At 51.3% G+C, this 26838-nt stretch carries 22 protein-coding genes; 12 read left to right on the top strand and 10 right to left on the bottom strand.

The annotated features are described in order from the left end of the window. The first annotated feature begins 4 nt into the window (after positions 1 to 4). Both recG and AC0YN4_RS00300 read left to right on the top strand, forming a co-directional pair. The gene (gene recG / locus AC0YN4_RS00295; RefSeq protein ID WP_475780488.1) at positions 5 to 2053 is read left to right on the top strand and encodes an ATP-dependent DNA helicase RecG; all 2049 of its coding nucleotides are present in this window, start codon (positions 5 to 7) and stop codon (positions 2051 to 2053) included. A 73-nt stretch (positions 2054 to 2126) separates the two neighbouring features. After that, positions 2127 to 2414, top strand: coding sequence for a stage VI sporulation protein F (locus AC0YN4_RS00300; RefSeq protein ID WP_475780489.1), 288 nt, complete (start codon positions 2127 to 2129; stop codon positions 2412 to 2414). A 41-nt stretch (positions 2415 to 2455) separates the two neighbouring features. On the opposite strand, the gene AC0YN4_RS00305 is transcribed toward AC0YN4_RS00300, so the two are convergent. Next, on the bottom strand, positions 2456 to 3124 hold the full coding sequence (locus AC0YN4_RS00305; RefSeq protein WP_475780490.1) for an SOS response-associated peptidase: 669 nt from the start codon (positions 3122 to 3124) through the stop codon (positions 2456 to 2458). Positions 3125 to 3259: 135 nt separating this feature from the next. Between AC0YN4_RS00305 and AC0YN4_RS00310 the strand changes: the two genes are divergently transcribed. After that, positions 3260 to 4582 carry a DUF2515 family protein gene (locus AC0YN4_RS00310; protein WP_475834826.1) on the top strand — a complete coding sequence of 441 codons (1323 nt, stop codon included), beginning with the start codon at positions 3260 to 3262 and terminating at the stop codon, positions 4580 to 4582. Positions 4583 to 4635: 53 nt separating this feature from the next. On the opposite strand, the gene mtnB is transcribed toward AC0YN4_RS00310, so the two are convergent. The 8 genes from mtnB to AC0YN4_RS00350 form a co-directional block, all read right to left on the bottom strand. Continuing rightward, positions 4636 to 5286 carry a methylthioribulose 1-phosphate dehydratase gene (mtnB, locus tag AC0YN4_RS00315; RefSeq protein WP_475780492.1) on the bottom strand — a complete coding sequence of 217 codons (651 nt, stop codon included), beginning with the start codon at positions 5284 to 5286 and terminating at the stop codon, positions 4636 to 4638. 2 nt (positions 5287 to 5288) lie between these two features. After that, positions 5289 to 5963 (bottom strand): 2-hydroxy-3-keto-5-methylthiopentenyl-1-phosphate phosphatase, encoded by a 675-nt coding sequence (locus tag AC0YN4_RS00320; protein ID WP_475834827.1) that lies wholly within the window; start codon positions 5961 to 5963, stop codon positions 5289 to 5291. A 17-nt stretch (positions 5964 to 5980) separates the two neighbouring features. Continuing rightward, positions 5981 to 7210, bottom strand: a complete 1230-nt coding sequence (locus AC0YN4_RS00325) for a 2,3-diketo-5-methylthiopentyl-1-phosphate enolase (protein ID WP_475780494.1) — start codon at positions 7208 to 7210, stop codon at positions 5981 to 5983. Next, positions 7207 to 8088, bottom strand: a complete 882-nt coding sequence (gene proC, locus AC0YN4_RS00330; RefSeq protein ID WP_475780495.1) for a pyrroline-5-carboxylate reductase — start codon at positions 8086 to 8088, stop codon at positions 7207 to 7209. Before proC ends, AC0YN4_RS00325 begins: the two co-directional genes overlap by 4 nt. Before the next feature lie 19 nt (positions 8089 to 8107). Further along, positions 8108 to 9355 carry a glutamate-5-semialdehyde dehydrogenase gene (locus tag AC0YN4_RS00335; RefSeq protein WP_475780496.1) on the bottom strand — a complete coding sequence of 416 codons (1248 nt, stop codon included), beginning with the start codon at positions 9353 to 9355 and terminating at the stop codon, positions 8108 to 8110. 30 nt (positions 9356 to 9385) lie between these two features. After that, complete coding sequence (gene proB, locus AC0YN4_RS00340) at positions 9386 to 10501, bottom strand: glutamate 5-kinase (protein ID WP_475780497.1); 1116 nt, start codon at positions 10499 to 10501, stop codon at positions 9386 to 9388. A gap of 379 nt (positions 10502 to 10880) precedes the next feature. Next, the gene (locus AC0YN4_RS00345) at positions 10881 to 12071 is read right to left on the bottom strand and encodes an aminotransferase class I/II-fold pyridoxal phosphate-dependent enzyme (protein WP_475780498.1); all 1191 of its coding nucleotides are present in this window, start codon (positions 12069 to 12071) and stop codon (positions 10881 to 10883) included. Positions 12072 to 12189: 118 nt separating this feature from the next. Continuing rightward, on the bottom strand, positions 12190 to 12636 hold the full coding sequence (locus AC0YN4_RS00350) for a hypothetical protein (RefSeq protein ID WP_475780499.1): 447 nt from the start codon (positions 12634 to 12636) through the stop codon (positions 12190 to 12192). 114 nt (positions 12637 to 12750) lie between these two features. Between AC0YN4_RS00350 and AC0YN4_RS00355 the strand changes: the two genes are divergently transcribed. Next, complete coding sequence (locus tag AC0YN4_RS00355; RefSeq protein WP_475780500.1) at positions 12751 to 13548, top strand: carbon-nitrogen family hydrolase; 798 nt, start codon at positions 12751 to 12753, stop codon at positions 13546 to 13548. Here AC0YN4_RS00355 and AC0YN4_RS00360 read toward each other — a convergent pair. Then, positions 13537 to 14427, bottom strand: a complete 891-nt coding sequence (locus AC0YN4_RS00360; RefSeq protein ID WP_475780501.1) for a LysR family transcriptional regulator — start codon at positions 14425 to 14427, stop codon at positions 13537 to 13539. The two genes, AC0YN4_RS00355 and AC0YN4_RS00360, sit on opposite strands and share 12 nt — an antisense overlap. A 158-nt stretch (positions 14428 to 14585) precedes the next feature. Between AC0YN4_RS00360 and leuC the strand changes: the two genes are divergently transcribed. From leuC to AC0YN4_RS00400, 8 genes are all read left to right on the top strand, one after another. Then, positions 14586 to 16007 carry a 3-isopropylmalate dehydratase large subunit gene (gene leuC, locus AC0YN4_RS00365; protein ID WP_475780502.1) on the top strand — a complete coding sequence of 474 codons (1422 nt, stop codon included), beginning with the start codon at positions 14586 to 14588 and terminating at the stop codon, positions 16005 to 16007. Positions 16008 to 16083: 76 nt separating this feature from the next. Then, the gene (gene leuD, locus AC0YN4_RS00370) at positions 16084 to 16677 is read left to right on the top strand and encodes a 3-isopropylmalate dehydratase small subunit (protein WP_475780503.1); all 594 of its coding nucleotides are present in this window, start codon (positions 16084 to 16086) and stop codon (positions 16675 to 16677) included. Between the two features lie 256 nt (positions 16678 to 16933). Continuing rightward, a complete protein-coding gene (locus AC0YN4_RS00375; RefSeq protein ID WP_475834828.1) occupies positions 16934 to 18403 on the top strand; it encodes an N-acetylmuramoyl-L-alanine amidase in 1470 nt (489 codons plus the stop codon). A gap of 10 nt (positions 18404 to 18413) precedes the next feature. Next, positions 18414 to 19025, top strand: a complete 612-nt coding sequence (locus AC0YN4_RS00380) for a GerMN domain-containing protein (protein WP_475780505.1) — start codon at positions 18414 to 18416, stop codon at positions 19023 to 19025. Positions 19026 to 19042: 17 nt separating this feature from the next. Beyond that, positions 19043 to 21751, top strand: a complete 2709-nt coding sequence (locus AC0YN4_RS00385) for an S-layer homology domain-containing protein (protein WP_475780506.1) — start codon at positions 19043 to 19045, stop codon at positions 21749 to 21751. 187 nt (positions 21752 to 21938) lie between these two features. Next, positions 21939 to 22586: an endonuclease III gene (nth, locus tag AC0YN4_RS00390; protein WP_475780507.1), complete on the top strand. Its 648-nt coding sequence runs from the start codon at positions 21939 to 21941 to the stop codon at positions 22584 to 22586. A gap of 43 nt (positions 22587 to 22629) precedes the next feature. Continuing rightward, positions 22630 to 22896: an NAD/NADP transhydrogenase alpha subunit gene (locus AC0YN4_RS00395; protein ID WP_475780508.1), complete on the top strand. Its 267-nt coding sequence runs from the start codon at positions 22630 to 22632 to the stop codon at positions 22894 to 22896. A gap of 53 nt (positions 22897 to 22949) precedes the next feature. Continuing rightward, on the top strand, positions 22950 to 26630 hold the full coding sequence (locus tag AC0YN4_RS00400; RefSeq protein ID WP_475834829.1) for a dynamin family protein: 3681 nt from the start codon (positions 22950 to 22952) through the stop codon (positions 26628 to 26630). Positions 26631 to 26838: the final 208 nt, after the last annotated feature.

Raw genomic sequence — 26838 nt, forward strand, 5'->3', positions numbered from 1 at the left:
GGGGATGAAGCTGGATCAAATAACGGTCCGGCAAATGAAAGGCGTGAGTGCTCAGAAAGAATTAGAGCTTCACGCCTTTGGCGTTCATACGATCGCGGATTTGCTGGATTATTTTCCTTTTCGATATGAAGACTATCGCATTCGGAGCTTAGGGGAAACGAAGGATGGGGAGAAAGCGACCGTTGAAGGCAAGATTATGGGCAATCCGCTCTTGCAGCGGCTCGGCCGTGCTAAGACTCGCTTAACCTGTAAAATAGTTATCGACGGCATATTAGTGACGGCCGTGTGGTTTAATCGACATTTTCTACAGGATCAGCTGGTTCCCGGCCGGGATATCGTGCTGACGGGCAAGTGGGAGCAGCAGCGGCTGCAAATTACGGTATCGGAGTCCGAGTTCCCTGATAAAGGCGCTTCGCGCTCAGGCACTCTCCAGTCGGTATACTCCGTTGGCGGCAGTGTGACACAGCCATGGATACGCAAAATCATGGCACAAGCGCTGCTCCAATATGGGACGATGGTGGAAGAGATTCTGCCTGTAGAATTGATGGACAAGCATGGCCTCATGCTGCGCAGAGATGCGGTGAAGCAAATTCATCAGCCCGAGGATATAGCGCAAGGGCAGGCGGCTCGTCGCAGACTCGTCTACGAGGAGCTGTTCTTGTTCCAGTTAAAGCTGCAGGCGTACCGTACGATTAATCGTAAACGAATGGATGGTGTCGCCCATGTGGTTGATGCGGAATCGATACGGGTTTTCGTGCGGACACTGCCCTTTGAGCTGACAGATTCACAGAAGAAGGTTGTTAACGAAATCTTGATTGATATGCGTCATCCCTCCTGTATGAACCGCTTGCTGCAAGGAGATGTTGGATCCGGTAAGACTGTCGTAGCGGCTATCGCGCTGTTTGCCGCCTACAAAGCAGGTCACCAAGGGGCACTAATGGTACCGACGGAGATATTAGCGGAGCAGCACTACCGTTCCTTACAGAAGCTTCTAGGCGGTGTTGGGCTGCAGGTAGCGCTGCTGACAGGCAGCTTGACGGAGAAGAAACGGCGGGATGTACTGGCAGGGCTGCAAATGGGGCTGATTGATGTGATCGTGGGTACGCAGGCGATTATTCAGGAAGGCGTTAATTTCCGCAGTCTGGGTTTAGTTGTAACGGATGAGCAGCACCGATTTGGCGTTAACCAGCGAAGCGTACTGCGCCGCAAAGGGATGAATCCGGATGTACTGACGATGACAGCGACACCGATCCCCAGAACGCTTGCCATTACGGCGTTCGGCGACCTTGATGTATCTACGCTGCGGGAACGTCCGCAGGGTCGTAAGCCGATCCAGACAAATTGGGTGAAGCATAATATGCTGGAACGCGTGCTTGGATTTATTCGGCGTGAGGTGGAGGCAGGGCGCCAGTGTTATTTTATATGCCCGCTCATCGAGGAATCGGAGAAGCTGGACGTGCAGAATGCCATAGATTTGCATATTCAAATCCAGCAAGCATTCCCAGATCTGAAGATAGGCTTGCTGCACGGACGACTCACTACCTCGGACAAAGATGAAGTCATGCGCGCATTCAGCGAGAATGAAGTACATGTGCTTGTAGCAACCACCGTCGTCGAAGTCGGGGTCGACGTGCCGAACGCTACTCTGATGGTCATTATGGATGCGGAGCGATTTGGCTTGTCCCAGCTCCACCAGCTGCGCGGGCGCGTTGGTCGTGGCGGACATCAATCCTACTGTGTCTTAATAGCTGATCCGAAGTCGGAGATCGGTCGTGAACGGATGAAAATCATGACGGAGACGGATGATGGCTTCGAGGTATCGAGACGGGATTTGGAGCTGAGGGGACCCGGGGATTTCTTCGGCACGAAGCAAAGCGGTGTACCGGACTTTAAGCTTGCCGATATGGCGGCCGACTTTGCCGTGCTCGAGGAAGCCAGGGACGATGCGGCCGACATTACGGCAAAGCCGGATTTCTGGACGGAAGCGGCTTATGCCAGAGTACGTGACTTGTTGAAGAAAGATCAACTTTTTCAAGGGGAACTCTTGGACTAGTTTTGAAAGTGGCTGTCTCAGCATATAGTACAACGAATGGCTTTAATAAGCCGACGGAGGTGCTAGCCCTAAGATGAGCTACACGAAATATGGTATCCGGCCTGAGTTGGTCGAGCGTGTGAAATTGAAGATGAAGAATCCGGTCGTGAAGGATCGTATGAAGATGCTGTTAAATGGTGTTTCCAAATATGATTTACAGGATCGCACGAAAGTAAAGAAGCTGGTGAAGACGTCAGCCGGCATCTTGCAAGAGTCCCTTACGGAGCAGCAAGAAGAGCAATTGATTGCATTCATACTTGGTCAGAAAATCGATCCTTCAAACACGATCCACCTTATCAAACTATGGGCTATGTTCCGCTGATCCTTGGATCGGCGGATTTTTTTTGCTCTCATCCAGCGCGTTCAGATGGGAGCGATACACGACGCATCATCATTCGCAACACTGCCGACTGTTTTGCCAACCGGATAGGCCTCAAGCAGCTCAGATGGAAACGGGGAGAGCAGCGCATTAAGCTGCTGTTGATCTTGCATCGAACGGTCAAGCCACATCGCTTCATGCTCTTCATGGAGGATAACCGGCATCCGGTTATGGATTGGAGCCATCAGCTCATTAGGCGTCGTTGTCAGAATGGTACAGGTACTCAGTTTAATCCCATCCGGGGAAATCCAAGTATCATATAACCCGGCCATACTAAAGAGCTTGCGGTCGCGCTTCACAATGCGCATGGGCTGCTTGTCCTTCTCATCCTGTCGCCATTCATAGAAGCCATCGGCCGGTATGATGCAGCGTTTGCGGCGAATAAGCTGCTTGAAGGCAGGTTTCTCCCAGACCGTTTCGGCGCGTGCATTGAGCATTTTGTTGCCAACTTTCGGACTGTCTGCCCAGGAAGGGACAAGCCCCCATTTGAGCTCACCTAGCCGGTTTTGCGTGCCGTCACCAACGATGGCGAATACCATTTGACCAGGGGCAACATTATATTTGGGCTGATGATAAGGCACATTCGTGGAAGAAATCCAATAACGTAACATTAGCTCTTCCAAAGATACTGTAATGGTATAACGTCCACACATCGTCTGCTAACCTCCTGCACCTATTCGTCGTATTCTCTTCAGTATACTACGGGCGGCTAATTGATTGTAGAGAAGCCCATACTAATTGTATACCCGTGGACAAGAAGAAACGGATGTCGCCCCATAAAGAAAGGAGTGGCGAAGCGCATGGAGCATCAAAGCAGCAATAACCATTCTGTAATGAAGCGTATCATACTTGGCTTGCGAAGTTTGCCTGCACGCATTGTTGCTTATGTAGCGGCAAAGCGGCGTGCGAAAGAGGCTTCCTCGAAGCTGGCTCAGCACGCAATTCCAATGGAGCTCAAGCAAGAATTGGTCCGAGAGCTGCGAGTGGGTTGGAAGTCACACGGTGAACAGCGAGCAGAATCGCCGACTGAGCCCTTATCTGACTTATATAACGAACAGGAACGTGCATGGATTCATCGGATTCGCCATGAGACGGAGATTGCTAATCAGAATAACGTGACTCGCACGGAGGCGTACCGCGCGGTTTATTTTCGCAGTCCTGAGCTGCATTGGGCGCTGCTGGCCCATGTGGTTTCCCGCAATGGCGGCTGGAATATGACTGACTTGCAGGGGGAGCTGCTGCCGCGGCTGCTTGATCGCGCCTATCGCAAGCAGACATTTCTTCTCCTGGAACGTGCGAACGCTATGATTTTTCAAGATGCTTATCCTCAGCTGTTACTTTACGAGGCATCGCGGAAGGAAGGGCGTGAGCTCTTCTCGTTATTGCCTGCCTTTGGCGTGTCAGGTTTCATGCGTCCGGTTTGGTCGCAGTTCTGGCGCCGCAAAGATGCAGCCATTCTGACCACGGCACTAATTGTGAATGAGCAGCATGTCATTGAAGCTCCTCTTGTTCGCAGTACCTACTTCAAGGAGCATGTCTTACGCAAGCCAGCATTCCTATTGCAGACGCCACTCCAAACCAATGCTGTATTTATGCCCTATGGCGCGCCGAACGAAGGAGCTATGAAACTTGCGGGGCTGGTGATTGAGAATTTCCGCAACATCAAGGAGAGAATTGAATTCGGGAAGCGATTGTATGCCATTCTATATGGCGTTCCGGAGGTGCATCGCGGTGTACTGGCATTCGTGCGAGCCGTGCATCATACCGGCTCAAGAGCTGATTATGCGCCGCATTTATTTACGAAGCAATTGCGATCCCAATCGACGAGAAGTTACGTAGAGAAGCTGGATGGCTGTAAACTGAAGCGTAGGGCAAAGAAATTTGCCAGTCCGGAGCTGACTGCAGCCTGGCAGGATGTACCCGTAGAGATAGGCAGCCGTGAAGATTGGTTTCAGGAAACAAGCGAGGTGGAAAGATATTTCGAACAGCTGCCGTTGCCAGAGGTGTTTGTTATTTCCGAAGAGCACTGTCGCGCGATTAATAAGATCGAGTTAGCCGTGCTGGCTGCCCAGCAGCTGAAGTCGAGCTCGGTATCAGACAAAAGGCGATAGAGTTAAGCTGCATGCAGCTTGACTCTATCGCCTTTTTCATCGTGCTGCGAAGACTAACCTTTGCGGTGCAGCAATTCCCAGCGGTACACGTATTCGAACAGAAATTCGAACGCTTCAAGATGGCGTTTCGCTTCAAAAGCGTTCGCGCCCCAAGCGTAAATACCGTGCTTCCGCAGCATGATACCGGGAATGCGTGGATCAAGTCGTTCCGTAACTTCCGGTACGATGCTCGGGATATGCGTGAAGTTGGACACGATCGGGATATCAATATGGGCATCATCTTCCCAAATATTGAATGCTTTTATAAGCTCAACACCGTCAACCGGGATCGATTTACGCTCCCAGAAGAGCTCGGAGACGATGCTGTTATAGACGGAATGGATGTGGAAAATAGCGCCGCAGCCCGTTTGACGGTAGATTTCACAGTGGATCAACGTCTCAGCCGAAGGTTTGAGTCGAGTGGGCTCGCTCGGTTTGCCTGTTTGATCGACGAACAGGAAATCCTCCGGTGTCGACAGCGACTTATCCTTGCCGCTTGCGGTAATGGCAAAGTTGAAATCCTCCGGCGAGTAGTCGCCTACTCGAATCGAAAGATTGCCGCTCGTTCCCGGGAACCAGCCGCGGGAAGCGAAGAGGCTCTTAACTTCAGTTAGTTCTGCAAGCACGCGCTGCTTGTCTTCTAATGCGATCTGTGCAAATGACATCGTTAAGTTGTCGCCTCCTGCAATTTCAATACGTCGATGACGTCGTGGAACGTCTTGAACTCGTGATAGGAAAGTCCGAGCTCTTTGCATTTCTGCGTCAAATGCGCGCGGGCGAATACCACATCAGCAAGCTTCGCTCCTTCAAAATCCGTCACGCTGTCGCCGATAAGAATGCGCTCATATTGACCTTTAGGGAAGCGGCGAATAATTGTTGTTTTGCACATGCCGCAATCTGTCTTGCATTCGCCTTCACAGGGGTGAGGCCATGTAATCTCGATTTGATCGCCTGAGAAATCACTGCCGTTGCAATAGATGTGATTCTCCGGAATGTTAAACTGCGCAAGAAGCGGGTAAACGAAGAAGTCGATGCCGCCGCTCGTGACGTAGAATTCGATATCGTGATCTTTGCAATATTGCAGCAAATCGGCAAAACCGGCACGGATGGCAGCGTTGGAAATGGCATAGTCGACCACTTCTCGTTTCATCGAGGAAGGCAGCAGTTGGAACAACTCGCCAACTCCTTGACGAATCGTCTTGCGTTGTCCGACGATGTCGTTTACGATCGCTTCCCAGCCAGGCGGATTGAAATGTTTGATAATGGCAACGATGTTATCGTTCTCTGTAATGGTGCCGTCAAAATCGCAAAAGATAACGCGCTGCGGGGATCTGGATGACATGTTATTGTTCATGCTCATTATTCCTTGTACCCCCAGCTGTCAATCGCAGCTTGAAGCGCTTCGTTACCGGGCTTCGCAGCTGCTTCAGGCAGTGAGATGCCTGCTCTTGCGGCTTCAATCGCCATGCGGAACGCTTGTCCGCCAGCTGCTGTTCCCATCGGATGTCCGTGGATGCCTCCGCCTGCATTGACGACGACATCGGTGCCGAAGTCGCGCAGAATAAGCGGGACCAGTCCGGGATGGATGCCCGCAGAAGGGACTGGGAAGCTTGGTGCTACCGGCAGGGCCGGGTCGATCAATGCCGCTTGCACGGCCAAGTTCTCTTCGCGCGGCATGACGACGGAGCCGTACGGCGAAGGGAATAGAACAAGATCCGCTCCGGCTAGTCTCATCAGCTTGCCCAGCAGCAAAGGTGCGGCGATGCCGTAGTGCACGGAAGGGTACAAGGCGCCGGCCATTGCAGGGTGAGCCGCAATCGGTACCGAAATTTCCGGATCGCTGCTTAGCTCATGCAACACGTCGTATCCATACGCGAGCACGTTGAACAGAAGTGCATTCGCGCCTGCGCTGATTGCCTTCTTCGCTTGGGAAGCAAGCTTGGAAGTCGGGCCGGTCAAGTTCACTGCATACAGCAGTTTCTGGCCGGTAACCTGTTCAGCTTCACGTGCAGCTTCCATGCATGCTTCTACACGTTTCTCCAGAGGCGTAAGCGGGTTCTCGAATAGGATCTCATCATCCTTGATGAGGTCTACGCCGCCCAGCGCTTGCTGATAGAACTGCTCACGCAGGTTAGGCAGATCATGACCGATAACGGATTTGAAGATACTCATTAATAGTGGACGCTCGTTAGCCCCTAGCAGTTTACGTACACCTTCGATACCGAATTTCGGTCCGGGAAATGCTGAAACAAAGCTGCTTGAGAAATCGAGATCAAGCAGTTTGATTTTGCCATCCATGGACAGCTTTCCGAATACCGTAACGAGCAGGGCAGGGAGGTCACGGCTGAAATTCACATCCGGATAGGCAATGCGCAAATCGGCATAACGCTCTCCCGGAGCGGAGCCTTCATGAACGTCTACGGAGATGACGCGGCCCAGATGTTTCTCCATCTCGGCTTTACGCGCTTCCGGCAGATCCGTCCAGCTTCCGACCGTCAGGCCGACAGCTATTCCTTGTGCTTTCTTATGAAAATCTGCTTTGTCATCGTAACAACGATAAGTTGCTATACATACGGCTTGCTCACTCATGATGTCGCTTTCCTTTCAATCTCTGCTCCCATTTCCGCAGCACGCTCCGCAGCACGTGCAATCGCACTAATGACCGCTTGCGAGAAATGGTTAGCATCTAGTTTCTCAATTGCAGCTTGTGTCGTGCCGTTAGGAGAGGTCACTTTGCGGCGCAGATCAGCCGGGTTCTCCCCAGTAGCTTTCACCATATGTGCGGCTCCTAGTACGGTTTGAACAGTCAGCTCTCGTGCGGCTTCCTCAGTTAAGCCAAGCTGGCTGCCTGCTGCAATCATAGCTTCCATTAGGTAGTACACGTAGGCAGGTCCGCTTCCTGACAACCCTGTAACAACCTCAAGCAGTTGTTCTTCCACAACCGCCGTTAAGCCAACCGCTTGAAACATCGTCTCGGCAAGGTCACGCTGATTGCCCGTAACGGAAGCAGAGAAGCTGACTCCGGTAGCTCCAAGTCCGATCGTGCTCGACGTATTCGGCATTGTACGTACAATCGGCATCGGTTTGCCGAGCAATGTTTCCAACGTGCGAATGGTCATGCCTGCAATAACCGAGATGATTAGTTGACCCGGATGCAGAAGATCTCGCACTTGAAGGATGGCTTCGGCAGCATCCTTCGGTTTCATCATAAGAAATACAATATCTGCTTCCTGCAGCATGACGGATTTCTCCGCTTCCAGAGAGGAAGTATTCACGCCGTACCTAGACGTGAGCTCTTCCATACGTGCGGCGTTTTGCCGATTCATCATGCTGATCTGACCCGGCTCGGTCAGGCCGCGGTCAAGCAGTCCGCGAACCATCGCTTCGGCAATGGAGCCTGCACCATAGAAACACATTTTAAGCGATCCGATTGCGATCGAAACACTAGAAGATGAAAGTAACGTCATGATCGTGAATCCTCCTGTTCTATCCGCGGATTTGTCCGCTGCCGTAAATGCGGAATTTGGTTGATGTCAGTGCGGGCAGACCCATTGGTCCTCTGGCATGGAGCTTCTGCGTACTGATGCCGATTTCGGCACCGTAGCCAAATTCGAAGCCATCCGTAAAACGAGTGGAAGCGTTATGGTAGACCGCAGCCGCATCGATCTGCTGCAAGAACTGATCAGCGTGCTCTTGATTCTCGGTGACGATACATTCCGAATGCATCGTGCCGTATTTGCTAATATGCTGCATGGCTTCATCTATGCCGGAAACGATATGAATATTCATAATGTAATCATTATATTCCGTTGCATAATCCGATTCGGTTACAGCATTAGCCTCAGGGACGATGGCAAGTGTCCGTTCACAACCGCGGAGCTCGACATTAGCTGCAAGGAAGCGGTCAGCCAGTTCACGAAGATGGCGTTCGGCGAAAGCTTCATGGACGAGCAGCGTCTCCATAGAGTTGCATACAGAAGGGCGCTGAACCTTAGCATTGAAGGCGATATCCGACGCCATCGCAGGCTTCGCGCTGTCGTCCAAGTAAGTATGACAAACGCCGGCGCCTGTTTCAATGACGGGAACAGTCGCATTTTCAACAACATTTCGAATTAATGATGCGCCGCCGCGAGGGATCACGACGTCAAGCAGCCCATTTAACTTCAGCATTTCGTCAACGGATGCACGCGATGGGTCCTCAATCAGTTGGAGGGCTTCAGCAGGCATGGAAGTGGAGGCAAGCGCGCCCTGCAGCACTTCGACGATGCGGCGGTTGGATTCCAGCGCAGCAGATCCACCGCGAAGGACGACGGAGTTGCCTGTCTTAAGGCATAGTCCGGCTGCATCGACCGTTACGTTGGGACGAGCTTCATAGATCATTCCGATAACGCCGAGCGGAACAGAGATTTTGTCGACACGCAGTCCGTTAGGACGTTCAAAGGATTCCAAAGTAAGACCTACAGGATCGTTCAGTTGCACGACTTGGCGAAGTCCTTCGGCGATATCTTCGACACGTGCCGATGTAAGCGTCAGTCTGTCAAGCAGCGATTCGCTCGTTCCGTTTGCGCGTCCGCGTTCAATGTCGATTCGGTTCGCTTGAATAATTGAATCTTGATGACGGATCAAGGCATTTGCCATTTCGAGAAGGGCTTCATTCTTCTGATTCGTCGTTAATCGGTTCATAATACCCGCTGCTTGTTTGGCAAGGACCGCTTTCTCCCGTACTTCGCTCATATGGTCTCTCTCCCTCATAAGTCCTGTCGTCTAAGATCTAAGTGTGACCCACTCATCACGGTGGATGACTTCTATTCGAGTTACTTCAACACGTCTGCGAACTTCTTCCGTACTTAAGCCGGCAACGGCTTGCACCTGCCAAGCTGCATAGTTCACGACGCCACGGCCAAGCGATTGCTGCTGTTCATTATACACTTCAACGACATCGCCGGGATGAAAATCACCTTCAATGGTTCGAATGCCGGCAGGCAGCAGGCTTTTGCCGCCTTCGAGCAACGCTCGTTCTGCACCGGGATCGACGAAGATGCGGCCTTGCGGCATGGAATGGAAGCCAAGCCATTGTTTCTTTGTCGTCAGATTGTGCTGGCTCGTTTCGAAATACGTCCCTTTGCCGATTCCGGATACGGCGAGATTCAAATCGCCGGGCTCCACGACACGGCCGATAAATACCGGAACACCGCCGCGCATCGCGATACGTGCTGCTTCAATCTTCGAACGCATCCCGCCGGTTCCGACAGCTGATCCTGCTCCGCCGGCGACGCGCAGAATGTCATCGGAAATTTGCTCGACACGATCGTAACGAACGGCATTCGGGTTCTTGCGCGGATCTTCCGTATACAGGCCATCCATATCGGTCAAAATAATGAGCCGCTTCGCTTTCACAAGATTGCCGACAAGCGCGGATAACGTATCGTTCTCGCTGAACTTCAATTCATCTGTTGCTACGGTGTCGTTCTCGTTCACGATCGGAAGCATGCGCCGGTGGAGCAGCTCTTCAATGGTCATCAGTGCATTCTGAATCCGTTTGCGATTGGAGAAATCCGCTCGAGTAAGCAGAATTTGAGCAACGCCAATGCCGCCATTGTTGCCGTAGGATGCGAAGGCTTCCTGATACGCTTGCATGAGCAGGGCTTGACCGACGGCCGCGGCCGCTTGTTTCTCGTGGACGAGCTTCGGACGGGTATGATAGCCGATTTTCTTGAATCCGGCGGCGATGGCACCGGAGGTGACGAGCAGTACTTGGTAGCCTGCTTCATGGAGGGCAGCGAGCTCATGCGCGAAGAAGGCGATTCGTTCCCGATTAATGCCGCCTTCATCGGAGGTTAAGGAGCTGCTGCCGATTTTGACTACAATGGTATCTGTCATATGTCTCCCCAAACCTTTCCTAGAAAATAAAAAAAACTCTCATCCTTGTATATACAAAGGACGAAAGTTTAACTTCCGCGGTACCACCTTTATTAACGGCTATGTTTGGCATGCCGTTCCGCTTTCTTAGACCTGATAACAGCAGGTCGCTGTCCGACTCATCGCCGGCCGTTCCGGGGAAGGTTTCTGCAGCAATAACGGTAAATTCTCACAGCGAACGAATTTACTCTCTGTCGCATTGCGGAGTGCATACTTGGCCCCATCAAGACGTTAATGGTTTTTAATTAAAGAGAATCATACCATGTTCTGCCTGGTACTGTAAAGCAAAGAAAAGCCCATAAAGACGGGCTTTATGGGCGCAGTGAAAAATATTATTAGATTATTCGAACAGACCCAGTTTGCCGATGCGGTGAATCGCTTCTTGCAGCCGTTCTTCAGAGGCAAGCAGTCCAAGTCGCACATAATTATCTCCATGCGTGCCGAACCCGACTCCCGGCGCGAGTACGACATCGGCTTTCTCCAAAACGAGATCAGAGAAGGAAGAGGAGGTATAGCCTTTAGGCACAGGCAGCCAGCAGAAGAAAGAACCGCTTGGCTTCGCAGCCTTCCAGCCAATCTCGTCCATCGCGCCGAATAGGGCGTTTCGTCTGCTCTCATAAGCAGCAGCAAGATCGGTCACGCATTGCTGCGGGCCGGTAAGCGCAGCAGCTGCAGCAGCTTGAATGCCGCCGAACAAACTGCAATAGTAATGATCTTGAATGAGATTGATCAATGAAATGATTTCGGGATTACCAAGGGCAAAGCCGACACGCCAGCCGGCCATATTGTAAGTCTTGGACAGCGTATAGAATTCAACGCCGACTTCTTTAGCTCCAGGTGTTTGCAAGAAGCTAACAGGTTGTTTGCCGTCAAACCCAATTGCGCCATAAGCAAAATCACTCGCAACGACGATGCCATGTTTGGCAGCGAATTCCACGGTTTGTTTGTAAAATTCCGGATCAGCTGTTGCCCCAGTCGGATTGTTCGGATAATTGATGAACATAAGTTTCGCTTTATCCGCAATAGCCGGAGATACCGCACTGTAATCCGGTAGAAAAGCATTGTCAGCCGTCAGGGGCATATATTCCATCTTGCCGCCCGCAAGTGCAACCCCGGACCAGTAATCCGGATAGCCGGGATCAGGCACGAGGCAGATATCGCCGGGATTCAGCAAACATTGGCTAATTTCGATCAGACCTGTTTTGCCGCCGAACAAGATGGCAACTTCTTTCTCCGGATCGAGGTCGACGCCATAGTCTTCTTTATACCGCTGTGCAACCGCTTGTTTGAGAAAAGGATATCCGCTGAAAGGCGGATAACGATGATACATCGGGTTCGGAGCTGCCTCTTGAAGTGCGGCTACGATATGAGGCGGTGTAGGCTGATCCGGATTGCCCTGCCCCAAATTGATGACATCGCGGCCTTTGGCTGCTTGCGCGTTGGCTTTGCGGACAAGTCCGGCAAAGAATTGTGCCGGCAAACCGGTCATCCGGTCTGCCGGATTGATTTGAACTGTTTTTATTCCATCCATAGTTATCACTCCACCGTTAATCTAACCCTAAATGTAGCATAATGTTGGAATGAGTGTCGAGCGCCTGGTTTCTTAGCGGCGAGGTGGAGTGAACCTTGCGTGTTGCTGGGCAAACCTCTTACAGATCCATCGCTTTGAGGAATGGTTTGATATTGGCTTTGAATTGAAGCAGATACGGCTTGCGGTTCTCGTCGAAAATAAGCAGCAGCTGCGGTTTCTTCGGACAATAGAACAGGAACACATCCTGTGTCATGACCTGCAGTGCTCCTGCTTTCACAGCAGTCGGTTGATCAAGCGGGATACGGAACACATAACCGCATTTGTCTTCTGCCTGCAGTCTTGGCGACATGCCGGTAACGGAATTCAGCCATGACTTCGCGTAACCTTGAAACTCGGCATTGTTCGGGACGCTCTTCACAACCTTGCCCGCAACGACATCGAAAGCCTGCACTGGCCGCTGCGTGGTATCGTGGTCATCCAGTGCCCCGGCGCTGACGACAGCAGGAAGAACCAGAAACAAAAGCAGTGCAAGGGCAGATACAATTTTTGTACTCCATCTTCTCATTTACGCAGTCTCCTTAATCGGTACAGGATGGTTTCCTCCTTACGGTGCCCATCTTGACAGCGAAGCATGAGACGATATGATTAGGTAAAACTGAGCAATTCAGGAGGCAATCGAATGAGTGAGAGGAAATTAAAGCTTGCGATCGTGCAAATGCACGTTGATGCGGGATATCCCGAGGCGAATTTTGCAAGGCTGGAGGAAAGGCTGAACGAAGCCGTTCAAGGCCCGGTTAAGCCTGACTTGATCATGTTCCCGGAGATGTGGAATACCGGTTACGCACTTGAGCAGATCGAACAGATTGCGGATCAAGATGGAGAACGCACAAAGGCGCTTCTGTCAGCTTTTGCCCGCGAACACCAAGTTCAAATTATTGGAGGTTCCATTGCGGAGAAACGTGATGGCGGCGTTTATAATACGATCTATGCGTTCAATGAGAACGGTGAAGTAGTATCGGACTATTCCAAAATTCATTTGTTCCGTCTCATGGATGAAGAAAAGCATCTGAAAGCAGGGGAGAAGCTCGGAACGCTCGAAGTGGCAGGTTCGGAAGCAGGCATGATGATTTGCTACGACATCCGGTTCCCGGAGCTCGCGCGCAAGCTAGCGCTTGGCGGTGCTAAAGTCTTGTTCGTTCCGGCCCAGTGGCCTAACCCGAGATTGCATCATTGGCGGACCCTGTTAACAGCCAGAGCCATCGAGAATCAAATGTTTGTTATCGCATGCAATCGCTGTGGAACGAGCGGAACGAGTTCATTCTTCGGGCATTCCTTAATCATTGATCCATGGGGCGAAATTGTGGCAGAAGCTGGAGAAGACGAAGTCATCATGAGAGCGGAAATCGATCTGGACCTCGTAGACGCCGTCCGCGCCAAGATTCCGGTATTCGAAGACCGCCGTCCTTCACTTTATTAATGTAGCTTTCATCGTTTCAATAAAAGCCTCGGCCGCTCTCGACAGATAGCGGCCTTTACGGCTTGCAATGACGAGTGTACGGATCGGTGTGGGAGCAGAAAGCGGCAAATAGACAGGCGTTCGCTCATCGTCTCTATCCCTTATGAGCATCTTTGGCACGAATGTGATTCCCATTCCAGCGGCAACGAGAGATTGGATGGTTTCGATATTCGTGCTCTCAAATACGATGCGCGGCTCGAAGCCTGCTTGTTCGCACAGCTCCATTACATTTTGCCGGAAGCCCTGGCCTTTCTTCAATACGATAAAAGGTTCGGCACTTAAGTTTTCGATGTGAATCGGTTCATTAATCTTTGCAAGAGGATGATCAGGCGGAACTGCGAGCACGATTTCCTCTTCTATAATTGGAACCCACTCCAGTGACGGCTCGAATAGAGGCAGTGCAAGTAAGCTGAGGTCGGTTTGGCCGCTTGCGGTTAATTGCTCCAGCTTGGATGGTGTATCTTCGACAAGGACAACTTCGATTTCGGGATACCTTTTATTGAAGATAGGCAATACGGTTGGCAGGACGTGAGAGCCGGTAATGGATAAACTGCCCACAACGAGCTTCCCTTTGCGCATATGAGCAAGGTCGTCGAGTTCCTGTTTCAATTGTTCGATATTGTCCAAAATATTTTGCGCTTTATCAACAAACACCGCGCCTGCATGCGTAAGCTCAACGGAGTTTGTGGTTCGGCGGAATAAGAGCACGCCGATTTCCTTCTCCAGCTTCGACAGCTGCTGGCTGAGCGACGGTTGAGCTATATGCAGTTTCTCCGCTGCGCGCGAGAAATTCTTCTCTTTGGCAATTTGGATGACGTATTGCAGCTGGCGAAATTCCATGATTGACCACTCCAGAACCAAGTTTTTACATGATTTATCTTCATAGGCCGTACCTATTGCTGTTATAGATATTATATCTTAGATCAATGAAGAAAGAAATGTTATGATGGCTACATTGAATTATTGCTACGAGCAAATGAACTTATGAGGTGAATATAATGACGAAAAGAACGATGTTTGAGAAAATTTGGGATAATCACGTCATTCATTCGGATGCAGGTAAACCGAGCGTAATCTATATCGATTTGCAGCTTGTCCATGAAGTAACTTCTCCGCAAGCGTTTGAAGGCCTTCGTATGTCAGGTCGTAAAGTACGCCGTCCGGACCTTACTTTCGCAACGATGGACCACAACGTACCAACGAAAGATCGTTTCAACATTACGGATCCAATTTCGAAGCAGCAAATTGATACACTGACTCAGAACTGTAAGGACTTCGGCGTTACCTTGTTCGACCTCGACAGCATCGACCAAGGTGTCGTTCACGTTATGGGACCAGAGCTTGGCCTGACGCATCCCGGTAAAACAATCGTTTGCGGCGACAGCCATACTTCCACGCACGGCGCTTTCGGAGCTCTTGCTTTCGGTATCGGTACTTCCGAGGTTGAGCATGTTCTTGCAACGCAGTGCTTGCAGCAATCCAAAGCCAAAACAATGGAAATTCGTTACACAGGCAGCCGCAAACCCGGCGTAACCGCTAAAGATATGATTCTTGGCGTTATTGCCAAATACGGTACGGATTTCGGTACCGGTTATGTAATGGAGTTCACGGGCGAAGCTATCCGTACCCTGTCCATGGAAGAGCGTATGACGGTTTGTAACATGTCCATCGAAGCAGGCGCGCGCGCTGGCTTGATCGCTCCTGACGAAACTACTTTCAATTACCTGCGCGGCCGTGAATACGCACCGCAAGGCGAAGCGTTTGATCGTGCAATTGCAGTTTGGGCTGAGCTTGCGACAGATGAAGGCGCTGAGTTCGATACCGTTCTTGAATTCGACGTAGATTCCTTGATCCCGCAAGTAACTTGGGGTACAAGCCCGGGTATGGGTACTGACATTACGAAGAACGTACCGGTACCTGCCGAGCTTCCAACTGAGAACGAGCGTAAAGCAGCTGAGAAAGCACTTGAATATATGGGACTTACTCCTGGTACGCCAATGAGTGAGATCGACATCGACTACGTCTTTATCGGTTCTTGCACCAATGGTCGGATCGAAGATTTGCGCGCCGCTGCTGAAATTGCCAAAGGCTATAAAGTAAGCGACCGCGTTACAGCGATTGTTGTTCCGGGTTCGGGCCGCGTTAAGATCCAGGCTGAGAAAGAAGGCCTTGATGTGATCTTCACTGAAGCAGGCTTCGAATGGCGTGACGCAGGCTGCTCCATGTGTCTTGCGATGAACCCAGACGTTCTGCAACCGGGTCAACGCTGCGCATCGACATCCAACCGTAACTTCGAAGGCCGTCAAGGCCGCGGCGGACGTACACACTTGGTTTCCCCGGCAATGGCCGCAGCTGCTGCGATCATGGGTAAATTCACAGACGTTCGTGACTGGAAAATCAAATCCGAAGTATTGAACTAGTAACACTGCAATTGAATTGCCCAAAATATGGGGATATCGATTGCATTAGCAAGAGAGACGAGAGGAGTTAACGATCATGGAAGAATTTAAACAGCTAACGGGTCTTGTTGCCCCGGTAGATCGTGTTAACGTAGATACAGATGCAATCATTCCTAAACAATTTCTGAAGCGCATTGAGCGCAGCGGTTTCGGCCAGTTCTTGTTCTTCGAATGGCGCTGGGATGAGCAAGGTAACGTAATTGATACGTTCAGCCTTAACCAACCTCGTTACCAAGGTTCGGAAGTTCTGATTTCCCGCGCTAACTTTGGATGCGGCTCATCCCGTGAGCATGCGCCTTGGGCGATTCTCGATTATGGCTTTAAAGTCGTTATCGCGCCTTCGTTCGCAGATATCTTCTATAACAACTGCTTCAAGAACGGCATTCTTCCAATCCGTTTGAGTGAAGAGCAAGTTGAAGACTTGTTCCAACGCACGACGAAGACGGAAGGCTACAAGCTGAATGTTGACTTGGAAAACAAGACGTTGACAGATGATGCCGGACTGCACATCGACTTCGACCTCGATGAGCACCGCCGCCAATTCCTGCTTCAAGGGCTTGATGATATCGGCCTTACGCTTCAGCACGAAGACAAAATCTCCGCGTACGAAGCAAGCCGCGTCGCATTTTAAATTAAACATGGCCGCCCCAATCATCGTTTGATGATTAGGGCGGCTTTTTTTTGTTGTAGGTCGATTTCGCTGTCAGCGCGGGGCTGAGAGCCGGGAAATGTAACTCTCAGCGGTGAATATTATCTACTTCATACTAGATAGTTACATTTTTCCTGAATACGCAACTTTTTCTGACAAACTGCGTCTAATCATTGTCTACAGTTATCGTCGAATTCAGGCTGCTGAGAGACGAAATAAATCGTTTTAGAGGTGAAGGATGAAGAAGTTTGTGTCCGCTGTGTTGCTGTTGTCGCTCTTGATCTCTTTGTTCCCCAGTCTCGTGGGAGCAGCGGAAGCACCAAAGCTTTATCTGAATGGAAAACAGCTTCAAAGTGCTGCTGAGCCCCGCATTGTTGGCGATTCGACACTCGTTCCAATTCGAACGGTGACGGAAGGGCTTGGTTTTGATGTGGCATGGGAGAAGCCGAATGTAACCATCTCCAACGGCGAAACAAACATGGTTCTGACAATTGGCGGTAAGAATGCCATAGTGAACGACCGGGAAGTCTCTCTAGACGCGCCAGCTCTCAATACAGACGGCTCTACGTTGGTGCCGCTGCGTTTTATCAGTGAGCAATTCGGGTTAAGTGTATATTGGGACAAGCCATCCCGCTCTGTACATCTCTTTCAGCAAACCGTAGTGACTCCGCCGGTTGTAACGCCACCGGTCGTAGATCCGCCAACCGAAACGCCGGACCCGGGAACGGATCCAGGAAACGGTGAAGGGCCGGTCGTAGATCCACCGTCAGATACTTCTGCAAGTCTCAAATCAATCGAGTATAATGGTTTAGGCAGTATTTACCTATCCTATGAAGGCGATTTCAAAGATGTCAAAACAGAGGTGCTGCATAACCCAGAGCGTGTTGTCATCGACCTGCCTTATATGAACTTTAATTCTGCTTTTACGCCTGCCTTCACGCAGCTGAACAGTTTGACTAAGCTTGGCGAATTATTGATCGATTCGCATCCGACACTTCAGAAGGTGCGGTACTCCTATTATTCGGACAAGCCGGATACGGTTAGGGTGGTTCTGGACCTACTAGCGCCTACCAATGTCCAGACCGTCAAAGAAGATCAATCCATTCGTATTGATGTTTTGGAGCAAACCGGTCCACCGCCTGTTACTCCGCCGGTAACGCCGGGGGATAAGGTTTATAAAGTAGTGCTCGATGCAGGTCACGGCGCGAAAGATCCCGGTGCGCTTAGCGTGAACGGACGGCAGGAGAAGGAATACAACCTTGCCATTACGTTAAAGGTAAAAGCGCTTCTTGATCAAGAAGCGAAGATCAAGCCGTATCTTACACGTTCCAACGATACTTTCGTGGAGCTTGATGATCGCGCTGCTTTTGCAAACAATCTAAAAGCTGACCTGTTTATCTCGTTCCATGCAAACAAGACGGAAAGTGCAACGGTTTCGGGCTCAGAGACGTATTACTCACGCGGGGACAGTATCGCTTTGGCGAAGGTCTTGCACAAGTATCTGGTTCAAGGGACAGGCTTCAAGGATCGTGGCGTAAGACAAGCGGATTTCAGAGTAATTAAGAAGACGACGATGCCAGCCGTATTGCTGGAAGCGGGTTATCTCTCTAACAGTGGAGACACTTCCGTACTCTTCAATGATGCGAAACAGAACAAGATTGCTGCGGAAATCGTAGCGGGCATTAAAGAATATTTAAAACTAAGCTAGGAGAATGCCGATGAAACGTCATATTACTACTTCATTATTATCGGTAATCGTTGCAGCCGCACTTATCGTACCGCTTAGCGCTTGCGGCAATCGTGCAGAACCGCTGACGCAAGGCGGAGCGGTTCAAGAACAGCCGGCAGATGGAACTAACAATACTTCGAATGAACAAGATCAGGAACAGGAAACTAATAATGTTCAAACGGAGCCAGCTCAGCCGGATGAACCTGCACTTGTTAAAGAGCAGATAGCCGTTTTCTATACGGACGACGAAATGATGGAGCTCCATGAGCAGAAGTCGGATATCGAGTATGCGGATCCGAAGGACAAGTTGAAAGTGATGTTTACTGCACTCCAGAAGGATGGAGTAAAGGGCGAAGCGTCGTTATGGAAACATGCCGAGCTGCTGAGCGCGAAACAAGACGGAGGAGCCGTCACGCTTGACCTTCATTTGCCTGATGAAGCTAGATTAGGCGCGCCAGGCGAAATGCTTGCTATTCAAGCACTGACACGCACCTATTTCCAGCTGCAGGATGTTACGTCCATCGATCTATTGGTTGATGGTGAAGCAGTCGATAGTTTAATGGGCCATGAAGAAATCGACCATCCCATTACTAAACCATAAGGAGGAGCTCACAGAATATGCCGCAGCAGAAGAAATGGGTTAAAGTGGTTTCATCGATGTTGGTTTTCTCAGTACTTACAGGGTTTTCTGCAGTAGGCGGTTCGTTAGCGTATGCGGACACAGCTTCGACTTCAAGGTTCAGCGATGTACCTGCCGGCCACTGGGCAGAGAAGCATATTGCTAAGCTCGCCACACAAGGGATCGTCAAAGGAACGAACGGGGCTTTCAAACCGGCTGATAACGTGTCGCAGCAGGAAGCGATCGCACTTGCCATCCGTTTTATCGGTAAAGAGCAAGAGGTTAAGGTGGATGATGCCATCGTCTTCCCGGATACGTTTGAGGTCAGCACTTATTTTAAACCCTATATCATTCTTGCTTTTCAAGAAGGTTTGCTAGACCAAAAGGCAGAATTCGAACTTGCAGAAGCGAATCCCAGCTCTGCGTGGGGAACACAGAAAGCAACGCGTGAATGGATTACGAAACTGATCGTGAAAGCGATTGGCAAGCAGAAGGAAGCCGAGGCGCTTGCGAATGATACGATTAGCTTCTCCGATGGAAGCAAGGTAGGGGCGGGTTACAAGGGTTATGTGAATGCTGCCGTATCCTTGCAGTTGATCAAAGGGATTACAGCAGATCGTTTTGATCCCAAAGGGTTCATTACTCGCGCGTCAATTGCTACCATCTTCAGCAGAGCAGAAACGCAATTCCCGGTTACTTACACGGGTCAGCAAACCGCTGTGATGACTAGCATAGATGCAACTTCGGTTCATCTCTTTCAGAATGACAAAGAATCGGCGATTGAGATGACGCCTGATACTTACGTGTACCGCTTCGATTCCGAGAAACCTTCAAAGGTGGCGGATCTTGAAGCAAATACGAAACTGCTCGTGATCTCGAGCGGGAATAAAGCACTTTACGTCGAGCAGCTTGATGCCGCTAAGCAGGTAGAGAAGCTTAAAGGGACCGTGGATCGCGTCCTGGTTAACGATAGTAAGATCTGGGTATGGATCAATGATGAGCCCGTTGCCATCACGTATAACAGCGCAACCGTTGTGACAGATGGAGCCGGTGCAGTCATTAAACCGAGCGCACTTGCGAAAGACAGCGAAGTGGAGATTACGCGCGATACATACAGAACGAAACCACAAGCGCTCTCCATTAAAGTGCAATCGGCACCGATTAACAATAATGCGCAAGGTACAATCAGCGCGGTTGATACGGCTGCGTCAGCTGTAACTGTGAAAGACAGTGTAACCGGAACTGAGTACAAATTTAATGTCTCGCCTCAAGTGGATGTAATCTGGCAGGGACAGATTTTGGACGGCGGATTGTCTCAGCTTCGCGTTGGCGATGCGATTTCGTACGAAGTAAAGAATTCGTTGGTGACCAAAATCACGATTACACAAACGTCGGCTAAGCTAATTCGTGGAGAATTCTATTCTGCGAGCAGTGACGGCAAGACGATCCAGTATGTCAAAAATGCCGGAACTGCGCAAAGCGCCTTGGAAGCGAAGTTCGTATCCATTCTGGTCGATGTAACCATCGATGGTCTGACGGGTACTACCATTGCTGACCTCGTTAAAGGGGATATCCTGGATATCTCGCTGAATTCGAACGATCAGGTTGTTGCGATTAAAGTAGTAAATCGTAATGTAACGTTGATGATTGGCGCAACGGTTCGAAACTATGAAACGGACACGAGGATCTTGGATTTTAAAGATAAAGACGGTAATCCGATGTCGGTTTACTTGACGGATAAAACAAGGATCGATCTAAATGGATCAACTGTTGCTGTTAGTGCTGCAGGATCGCTTCTGGCCAAGAACAGGAAGTTGACGATCGGAGTAACCGATAATAAAGCTGTCCTCATTCAATTCGTATACAAATACAGCGGAACCGTGACAGCCATTAATACAAGCCAAGTTTCGATCACGCAGAGCAACGGAGCTATCATCACATTGCCGCTGGAGCTGCCGAATTCCATTGAAATAGCAGGTAAAACATCTTCTACGATTGCAGATGTCAAAGTAGGCGATACCGTTACAGGACTGTTAAATGCGAATCAAGATAAAGTGATCACGCTGCAGGTGCATACGTCCTTGCAAACGAGCGTATTCGCGGCTGAGGTTGCAGGCAAACGTTTGAAGGTGAAAACAACAGACGGTTCAATCCTGGATTTGAATGCGTCTGCGATGGAGTTTTACAATGAACGCGGCGATAAGGTCACACTGGCTGATCTGAAGTCAGGTCAAACCGGCAATGTTCAATATGTCGGCTCGAGTCCCGTTTCGTTTAAACTTGTTAAAGTCACCTATGGCAAGCTTACGGGAGTAAATACGGGTTCCATGACGATCGTTGATAATACCGGAGTTGTTTCTAGCGTAACGCTAGGCGATTCTTATACCGTTGTGAAGAACGGACTGACAGGCAGCTCGTCTGCAGTTCTTCAAATCGGAGACCGCGTTGAAGTGAAGAAGGATGCTAAAGACCGCGTCGTCGTTACGGTAAACAGCGGTATTAGCAAGAAGTTCTGGAAGTATAACGCTGCTACTGGCGAGCTATCTGTTAAGCGAGCTACTCTTACAGAGCTGAACACGTATACCGTAACGTCGTCTACGAAAATTACCCAAGGCGACCAGCAAATTTCGATCGCTCTATTGAAAGACGGCGATGCGCTTCTGCTGTATTTCTACCAGAACGTATTGGTCGAAATCGCGAAGGTGTAAGCACGGCATGAATGACAGATGTCCCGGTGAAATCTGCCGGGACATTTTTATTTTGCAATTCTGTGAAATCCTGCACAAATTCAGTCATTTAAGGGTCATTTGCGGTTGATTAATGCGACAATATTCGCTACACTTTGAATCGATGGTTCAATTAGGAGTGAGAGATCGGTTGAAGGCGAAAGAGAAAATGGATCATTTTTTGGGTGTGGTCGGTGAGATGTTCCCTGACGCACATTGCGAGCTCCATCACCGCAATCCGTTCGAACTAACGATCGCAGTTCTGTTGTCTGCGCAGTGCACGGATGAAACAGTCAACAAAGTAACGGCGGATTTGTTCCAAAAGTATCAGACACCGGCTGATTATTTGGCTGTTCCATTGGATGAGCTTGAGCACGACATCCGGCGGATTGGACTGTTTCGCAACAAGGCTTTGTTTATCCAGAAACTATGCCGGATGCTCTTAGATGACTATGGCGGAGAAATACCGCAGCAGCATGAGGAACTGACGAAATTGCCTGGCGTAGGCCGAAAAACCGCAAATGTCGTGGTATCCAATGCATTTGGGGTACCGGCAATTGCAGTGGATACGCATGTGGAGCGTGTATCCAAGAGGCTTGGTTTTGCCAAGGCTGATGATAGCGTGCTTGAAGTCGAGAAGAAATTGATGAAGCTGGTTCCGCGAGCATTGTGGACCGAGACGCATCATCGATTGATTTTCTTCGGGCGATACCATTGCAAGGCTCAGAATCCGAATTGTCCGGTTTGTCCGATGCTAGATGAATGCAAAGAAGGCAAACAGCGTATGAAACCTGCTCTAAACCGAAAGGCTAAGTAATAAGACGTTTCACCCAAAACATAATGGATAAGGATGATTCCACATGAAATGCATTTCCGTATACACGAAAGACTTCGCTTTATTCTCTGATATCTATGAGCAAATCATGGAGTCCCCACCGCAAGAAAACGAAGAAATTATCATTGAAGGCGTGACAGTAAGCGGAGCAGGCGACGTACCGGATCAATATATTGAACGTATGAGAGTTAAGCCTGAGTGTGTTGTCATGAAGGAGAAAGAACGCAACATTACGATTCTTCAGCATGGTGAAGTTTTTGAGATTTGTGTGCCTGAAGTACAATTGGTATAACATCTCGTACGTTCAAGTTCGTTTGAACGAGTAGGAAACAGGGAGAGAGAGAAATGAGCCAAACGATTGAAAAAGCTGCTCATTCGCTGGACACCTCGCTTGCAGAAATATCGCCGATCATGGCAGCCGCCGGGGATGCGCAAGACGCAGCGCGGCTGCTTGAACTGCGGGATAAGCTGGGGAACGGTAAGTTGACCGTAGCCTTCTGCGGACATTTCTCAGCGGGGAAATCTACTCTCGTCAATCGGCTTTGCGGCACGCAATTACTGCCGTCAAGTCCGATACCGACGAGCGCGAATGTCGTCAGCATTGTGAACGGGGAAGCGAAAGCGACCATTAAGAAGCTGGTGAACGGGCAAGAGCAAACGATAGAGGTGCCTGTAAACGAAGTCAATGAGTACTGCAAAGACGGCGAAACCGTATTGTCGATTTCCTTGTCCTATCCGATCCCGCGTCTGGGCACGCATACTGTGCTGCTTGACACCCCGGGTATTGATTCCACTGACGACGCGCACCGGATGGCGACCGAATCGGCGCTTCATTTGGCGGACGTCGTTTTTTATGTAATGGACTACAATCACGTGCAATCCGAAATCAATTTCACGTTTGCCAAACAACTCAAGGAGTGGGGCAAGCCGTTATATTTGATCGTGAATCAAATCGATAAGCATCGCGAGAGCGAACTAACTTTTGAAGCGTATAAACAAAGTGTTGACGAGGCGTTCGGGAACTGGCATTTGGAACCGAGCGGGATCGTCTATTTGTCGTTGCGTGAGCCGAATCATCGGCATTCAGAGTGGGCTGCGCTCGAAGGATTGTTCGAATCGCTTGCCGATATTCGGGTGCCGCTGGCACTATGCAGCGTAGATGCGTCCGCTCGTTATGTCGTTCGGATGCATGGGAAAGCGATGGATGAGTTGGCCGAGCCTGAGCGTGAACGTCTGCTTGATGAAGCAGGAGGCGAAGGGGAAGCAGAGCGAGTTCGTGAGGAGATCGCCGGACTTGAGGAGCAGCTGCGCGTTCATGCGGCTGAGGCTGAGAGCTTGCGGGTGAAGACGCGTCTGGATGTGCAAAGCATCCTCGATAATGCGAATATTACGCCGGCGGCAACGCGGGATCTGGCGCAATCCTTTCTGGAGAGCCGCAAGACCGGGTTTAAAGCCGGGCTTCTGTTCGCCGGTGCGAAGACTGCTGCTGAGCAAGAGCGCCGGCTTCAAGCCTTCTTCAATGATTTGGCTGACCTCGTGCAGGCCGGCATCGAATGGCATGTCATCGATCTGCTGAGACGGACGGCAGATCGTTTGGGCTGGCGGGATGAGGCCCTCGAGAAGCAGTTGAAGGATACGTTCGGCGGGTTATTAACGCCTGATCTGTTGATCTCCCTCGTAAACCCAGGGGCTGTCATGGGGAACGAGTATACGATGACATACAGCCGCGAGCTTGCAGCGGCTGCGAAGGGGTTGTTCCGCAAGAGCGCGATGCCTCTCATCGACGCGCTCAGCGACCGCGCAGCAGCGGCGGGCGAAGCGGCCGCTGCGCCGCTGCGCGCGCGGCTTAGCGCGCTCGCGCTGCAAGCCGGCGCGCTAGCGCAGCTGGCCGCGCTGCAGGCGCGCGCGGCCGCGCATCTCGCGCGGCTGGCGGCGCTGCTGCCGCCGGCGCCGCCGCGCCCGGCGCTGCCGAAGCCGGCTGCGCTCGGCAGCGGGGCGCACAGCGCCCCCGGCGCCGTGCCGGCGCCGCCGGCTGCGCCTAGCGCCGGCAGCGGCGCGCCCGCGCCTGCGGCAGCAGCCGCAGGGCACGCTGCCGCAGGCAGCGCAACCCCGGAAGCGCCGGCACATCCCGGCGCTTCCCAAGACGCGCTCGCGCCGCAGCGCCAAGCAGCGGAGCGGCTGAGCAAAGCAGCCGCTCTGCTGGCGCCGCATGCGTCGCTCGCCCAGGCCGTGCACGGCATGCGCGAGAAGGCGGAGCGCCTTCGCAGCAGCCGGTTCACGATCGCGCTGTTCGGTGCGTTCAGCGCGGGCAAATCCTCGCTCGCCAACGCCCTGCTCGGCGAGGCAGTGCTGCCCGTGTCGCCGAATCCGACGACGGCTGCGGTCAACCGCATCGTGCCGCCAACCGCGGAGCATCCGCACGGTACGGCTACGGTGCTGATGAAGTCGCGCGAAGCGATGATGGACGATTTGCGTTATTCGCTTAACTTACTGGGTGAAGACGCACAATCGCTAAGCGACGATGCGCTGCTGCAAACCATTCATAAACTAACTCCGGATGCCGTACATGCCGGCGGACGCCCGCATTACAGCTTCTTGAAAGCTGCTGCCAAAGGCTGGGCTGCCCATGAGGCTCACTTAGGCCAGCGTTTGGCTGTAAGCGGCGAGGAATTCCAGCTGTATGTCGCCGAAGAGTCGCGGTCCTGTTTTGTCAGCGAAATCGAGCTGCATCACAGCAATCCGTTGACGGCGCAAGGCATTGTGCTTGTGGATACGCCGGGAGCGGACTCGGTCAATGCAAGGCATACAGGCGTAGCCTTCAATTATATTAAGAACGCGGACGCGATTCTGTTTGTCACCTATTATAATCATGCTTTCTCGCAGGCCGATCGTCAGTTTCTGCTGCAGCTTGGCCGCGTGAAGGATCAATTCGAGCTCGATAAAATGTTCTTCATCGTCAATGCAGCCGATCTGGCGGCGGACGAAGAGGAGCGAGACGGCGTTCTTGCGCATGTGGAACGGAACCTGCAGCAGCACGGTATTCGATTCCCGCGCATGTTCCCGGTCTCCAGCCTTCAGGCTCTGGATGGGAAACGCACGAACAATCAGGCACTAATAGAACAGTCCGGCATTGGCGCGTTTGAAGCCTCTTTCTTAAGCTTTACGAGCGGCGATCTCGGCGCCTTGGCCGTTACGGCGGCGGAGCAAGAGCTTGCTCGTGCCCGCAGCACGATTGCGAACTGGCTCGAAGCGGCATCCGGAGATGCGCTTAGCCGCGAACAGGCAAAGGCTGATATTATCGCGCATACAGCGCGTGCTCGCAGCGTTGTTGATGAACTGAACGAACCCCAGGCGAACGCGAAGCTGCAGCAAGAGCTGAAGGAGCTGCTCTTCTACGTGCTGCAGCGTGTGCAGCTCCGTTTCGGCGACCATTATAACTTCGCGTTCAATCCATCGTCTCTGCAAGACGATGGACGTGATCTGCGTAAAGCGATGTGGACATCCTGGCTGGAGCTGCAGCGTTTGCTGCAGATCGAGCTTGCACAGGAGCTTGAAGCTACTTCGCTTCGTCTGGATAACATGCTGGGCAAACTCGCTGTGAAGAAGTTCACGGAGGTTGCCGCAGAAGCCGGCGCACAGCTTCAAGGCTTCGAAGCGTCCGACTTCAAACCGGTGCAGCCGGAGAGCCCGGAGGCGCAGCCTCCGTGGCAAGCGAAGGAAATCGATGCGAAGCTGCTCTGGAGCAAGTTCAAGTCACCGCGTTATTTCTTCGAAGGCGATGGCAAAGCTGCGCTGCGCAGCGAACTGGAAACCCAGCTGACGGCGCCGATGCAGCGCTGGCTGCAGGCTGCTGAAGAAGCGTGGAGCATCCGCTACACAGAACTTTGGAATCAAGTGATGGTGCATGGTGCGGATACACTCCGCAAGGACTTGGATGCCTTCAGCGAAGGGAAGCTCGCCTCCTTGTCTGATCATGCAGACGTAGAAGAACTGCGCAGTGTTCATACTGCATTGGTTGCCATTTAAATCCATTGCAAGAAGAAAAGAAGCTTATCCAGCGCTCGATTTGAGGCGGATAAGCTTCTTTATTTTGTGAAAATGAAATCATGCAAAAACAGAGGCAAATGTGCAAAAACGGAGCAATATGCGCATGTTGGCAATGATTTACGACGATATCGGAGAATACCCCCCAAACTTTACCCGAGATGGAAGAGGAAGCGAATATTGTCAACTA

The sequence above is a fragment of the Paenibacillus sp. J22R3 genome, from assembly GCF_056269305.1.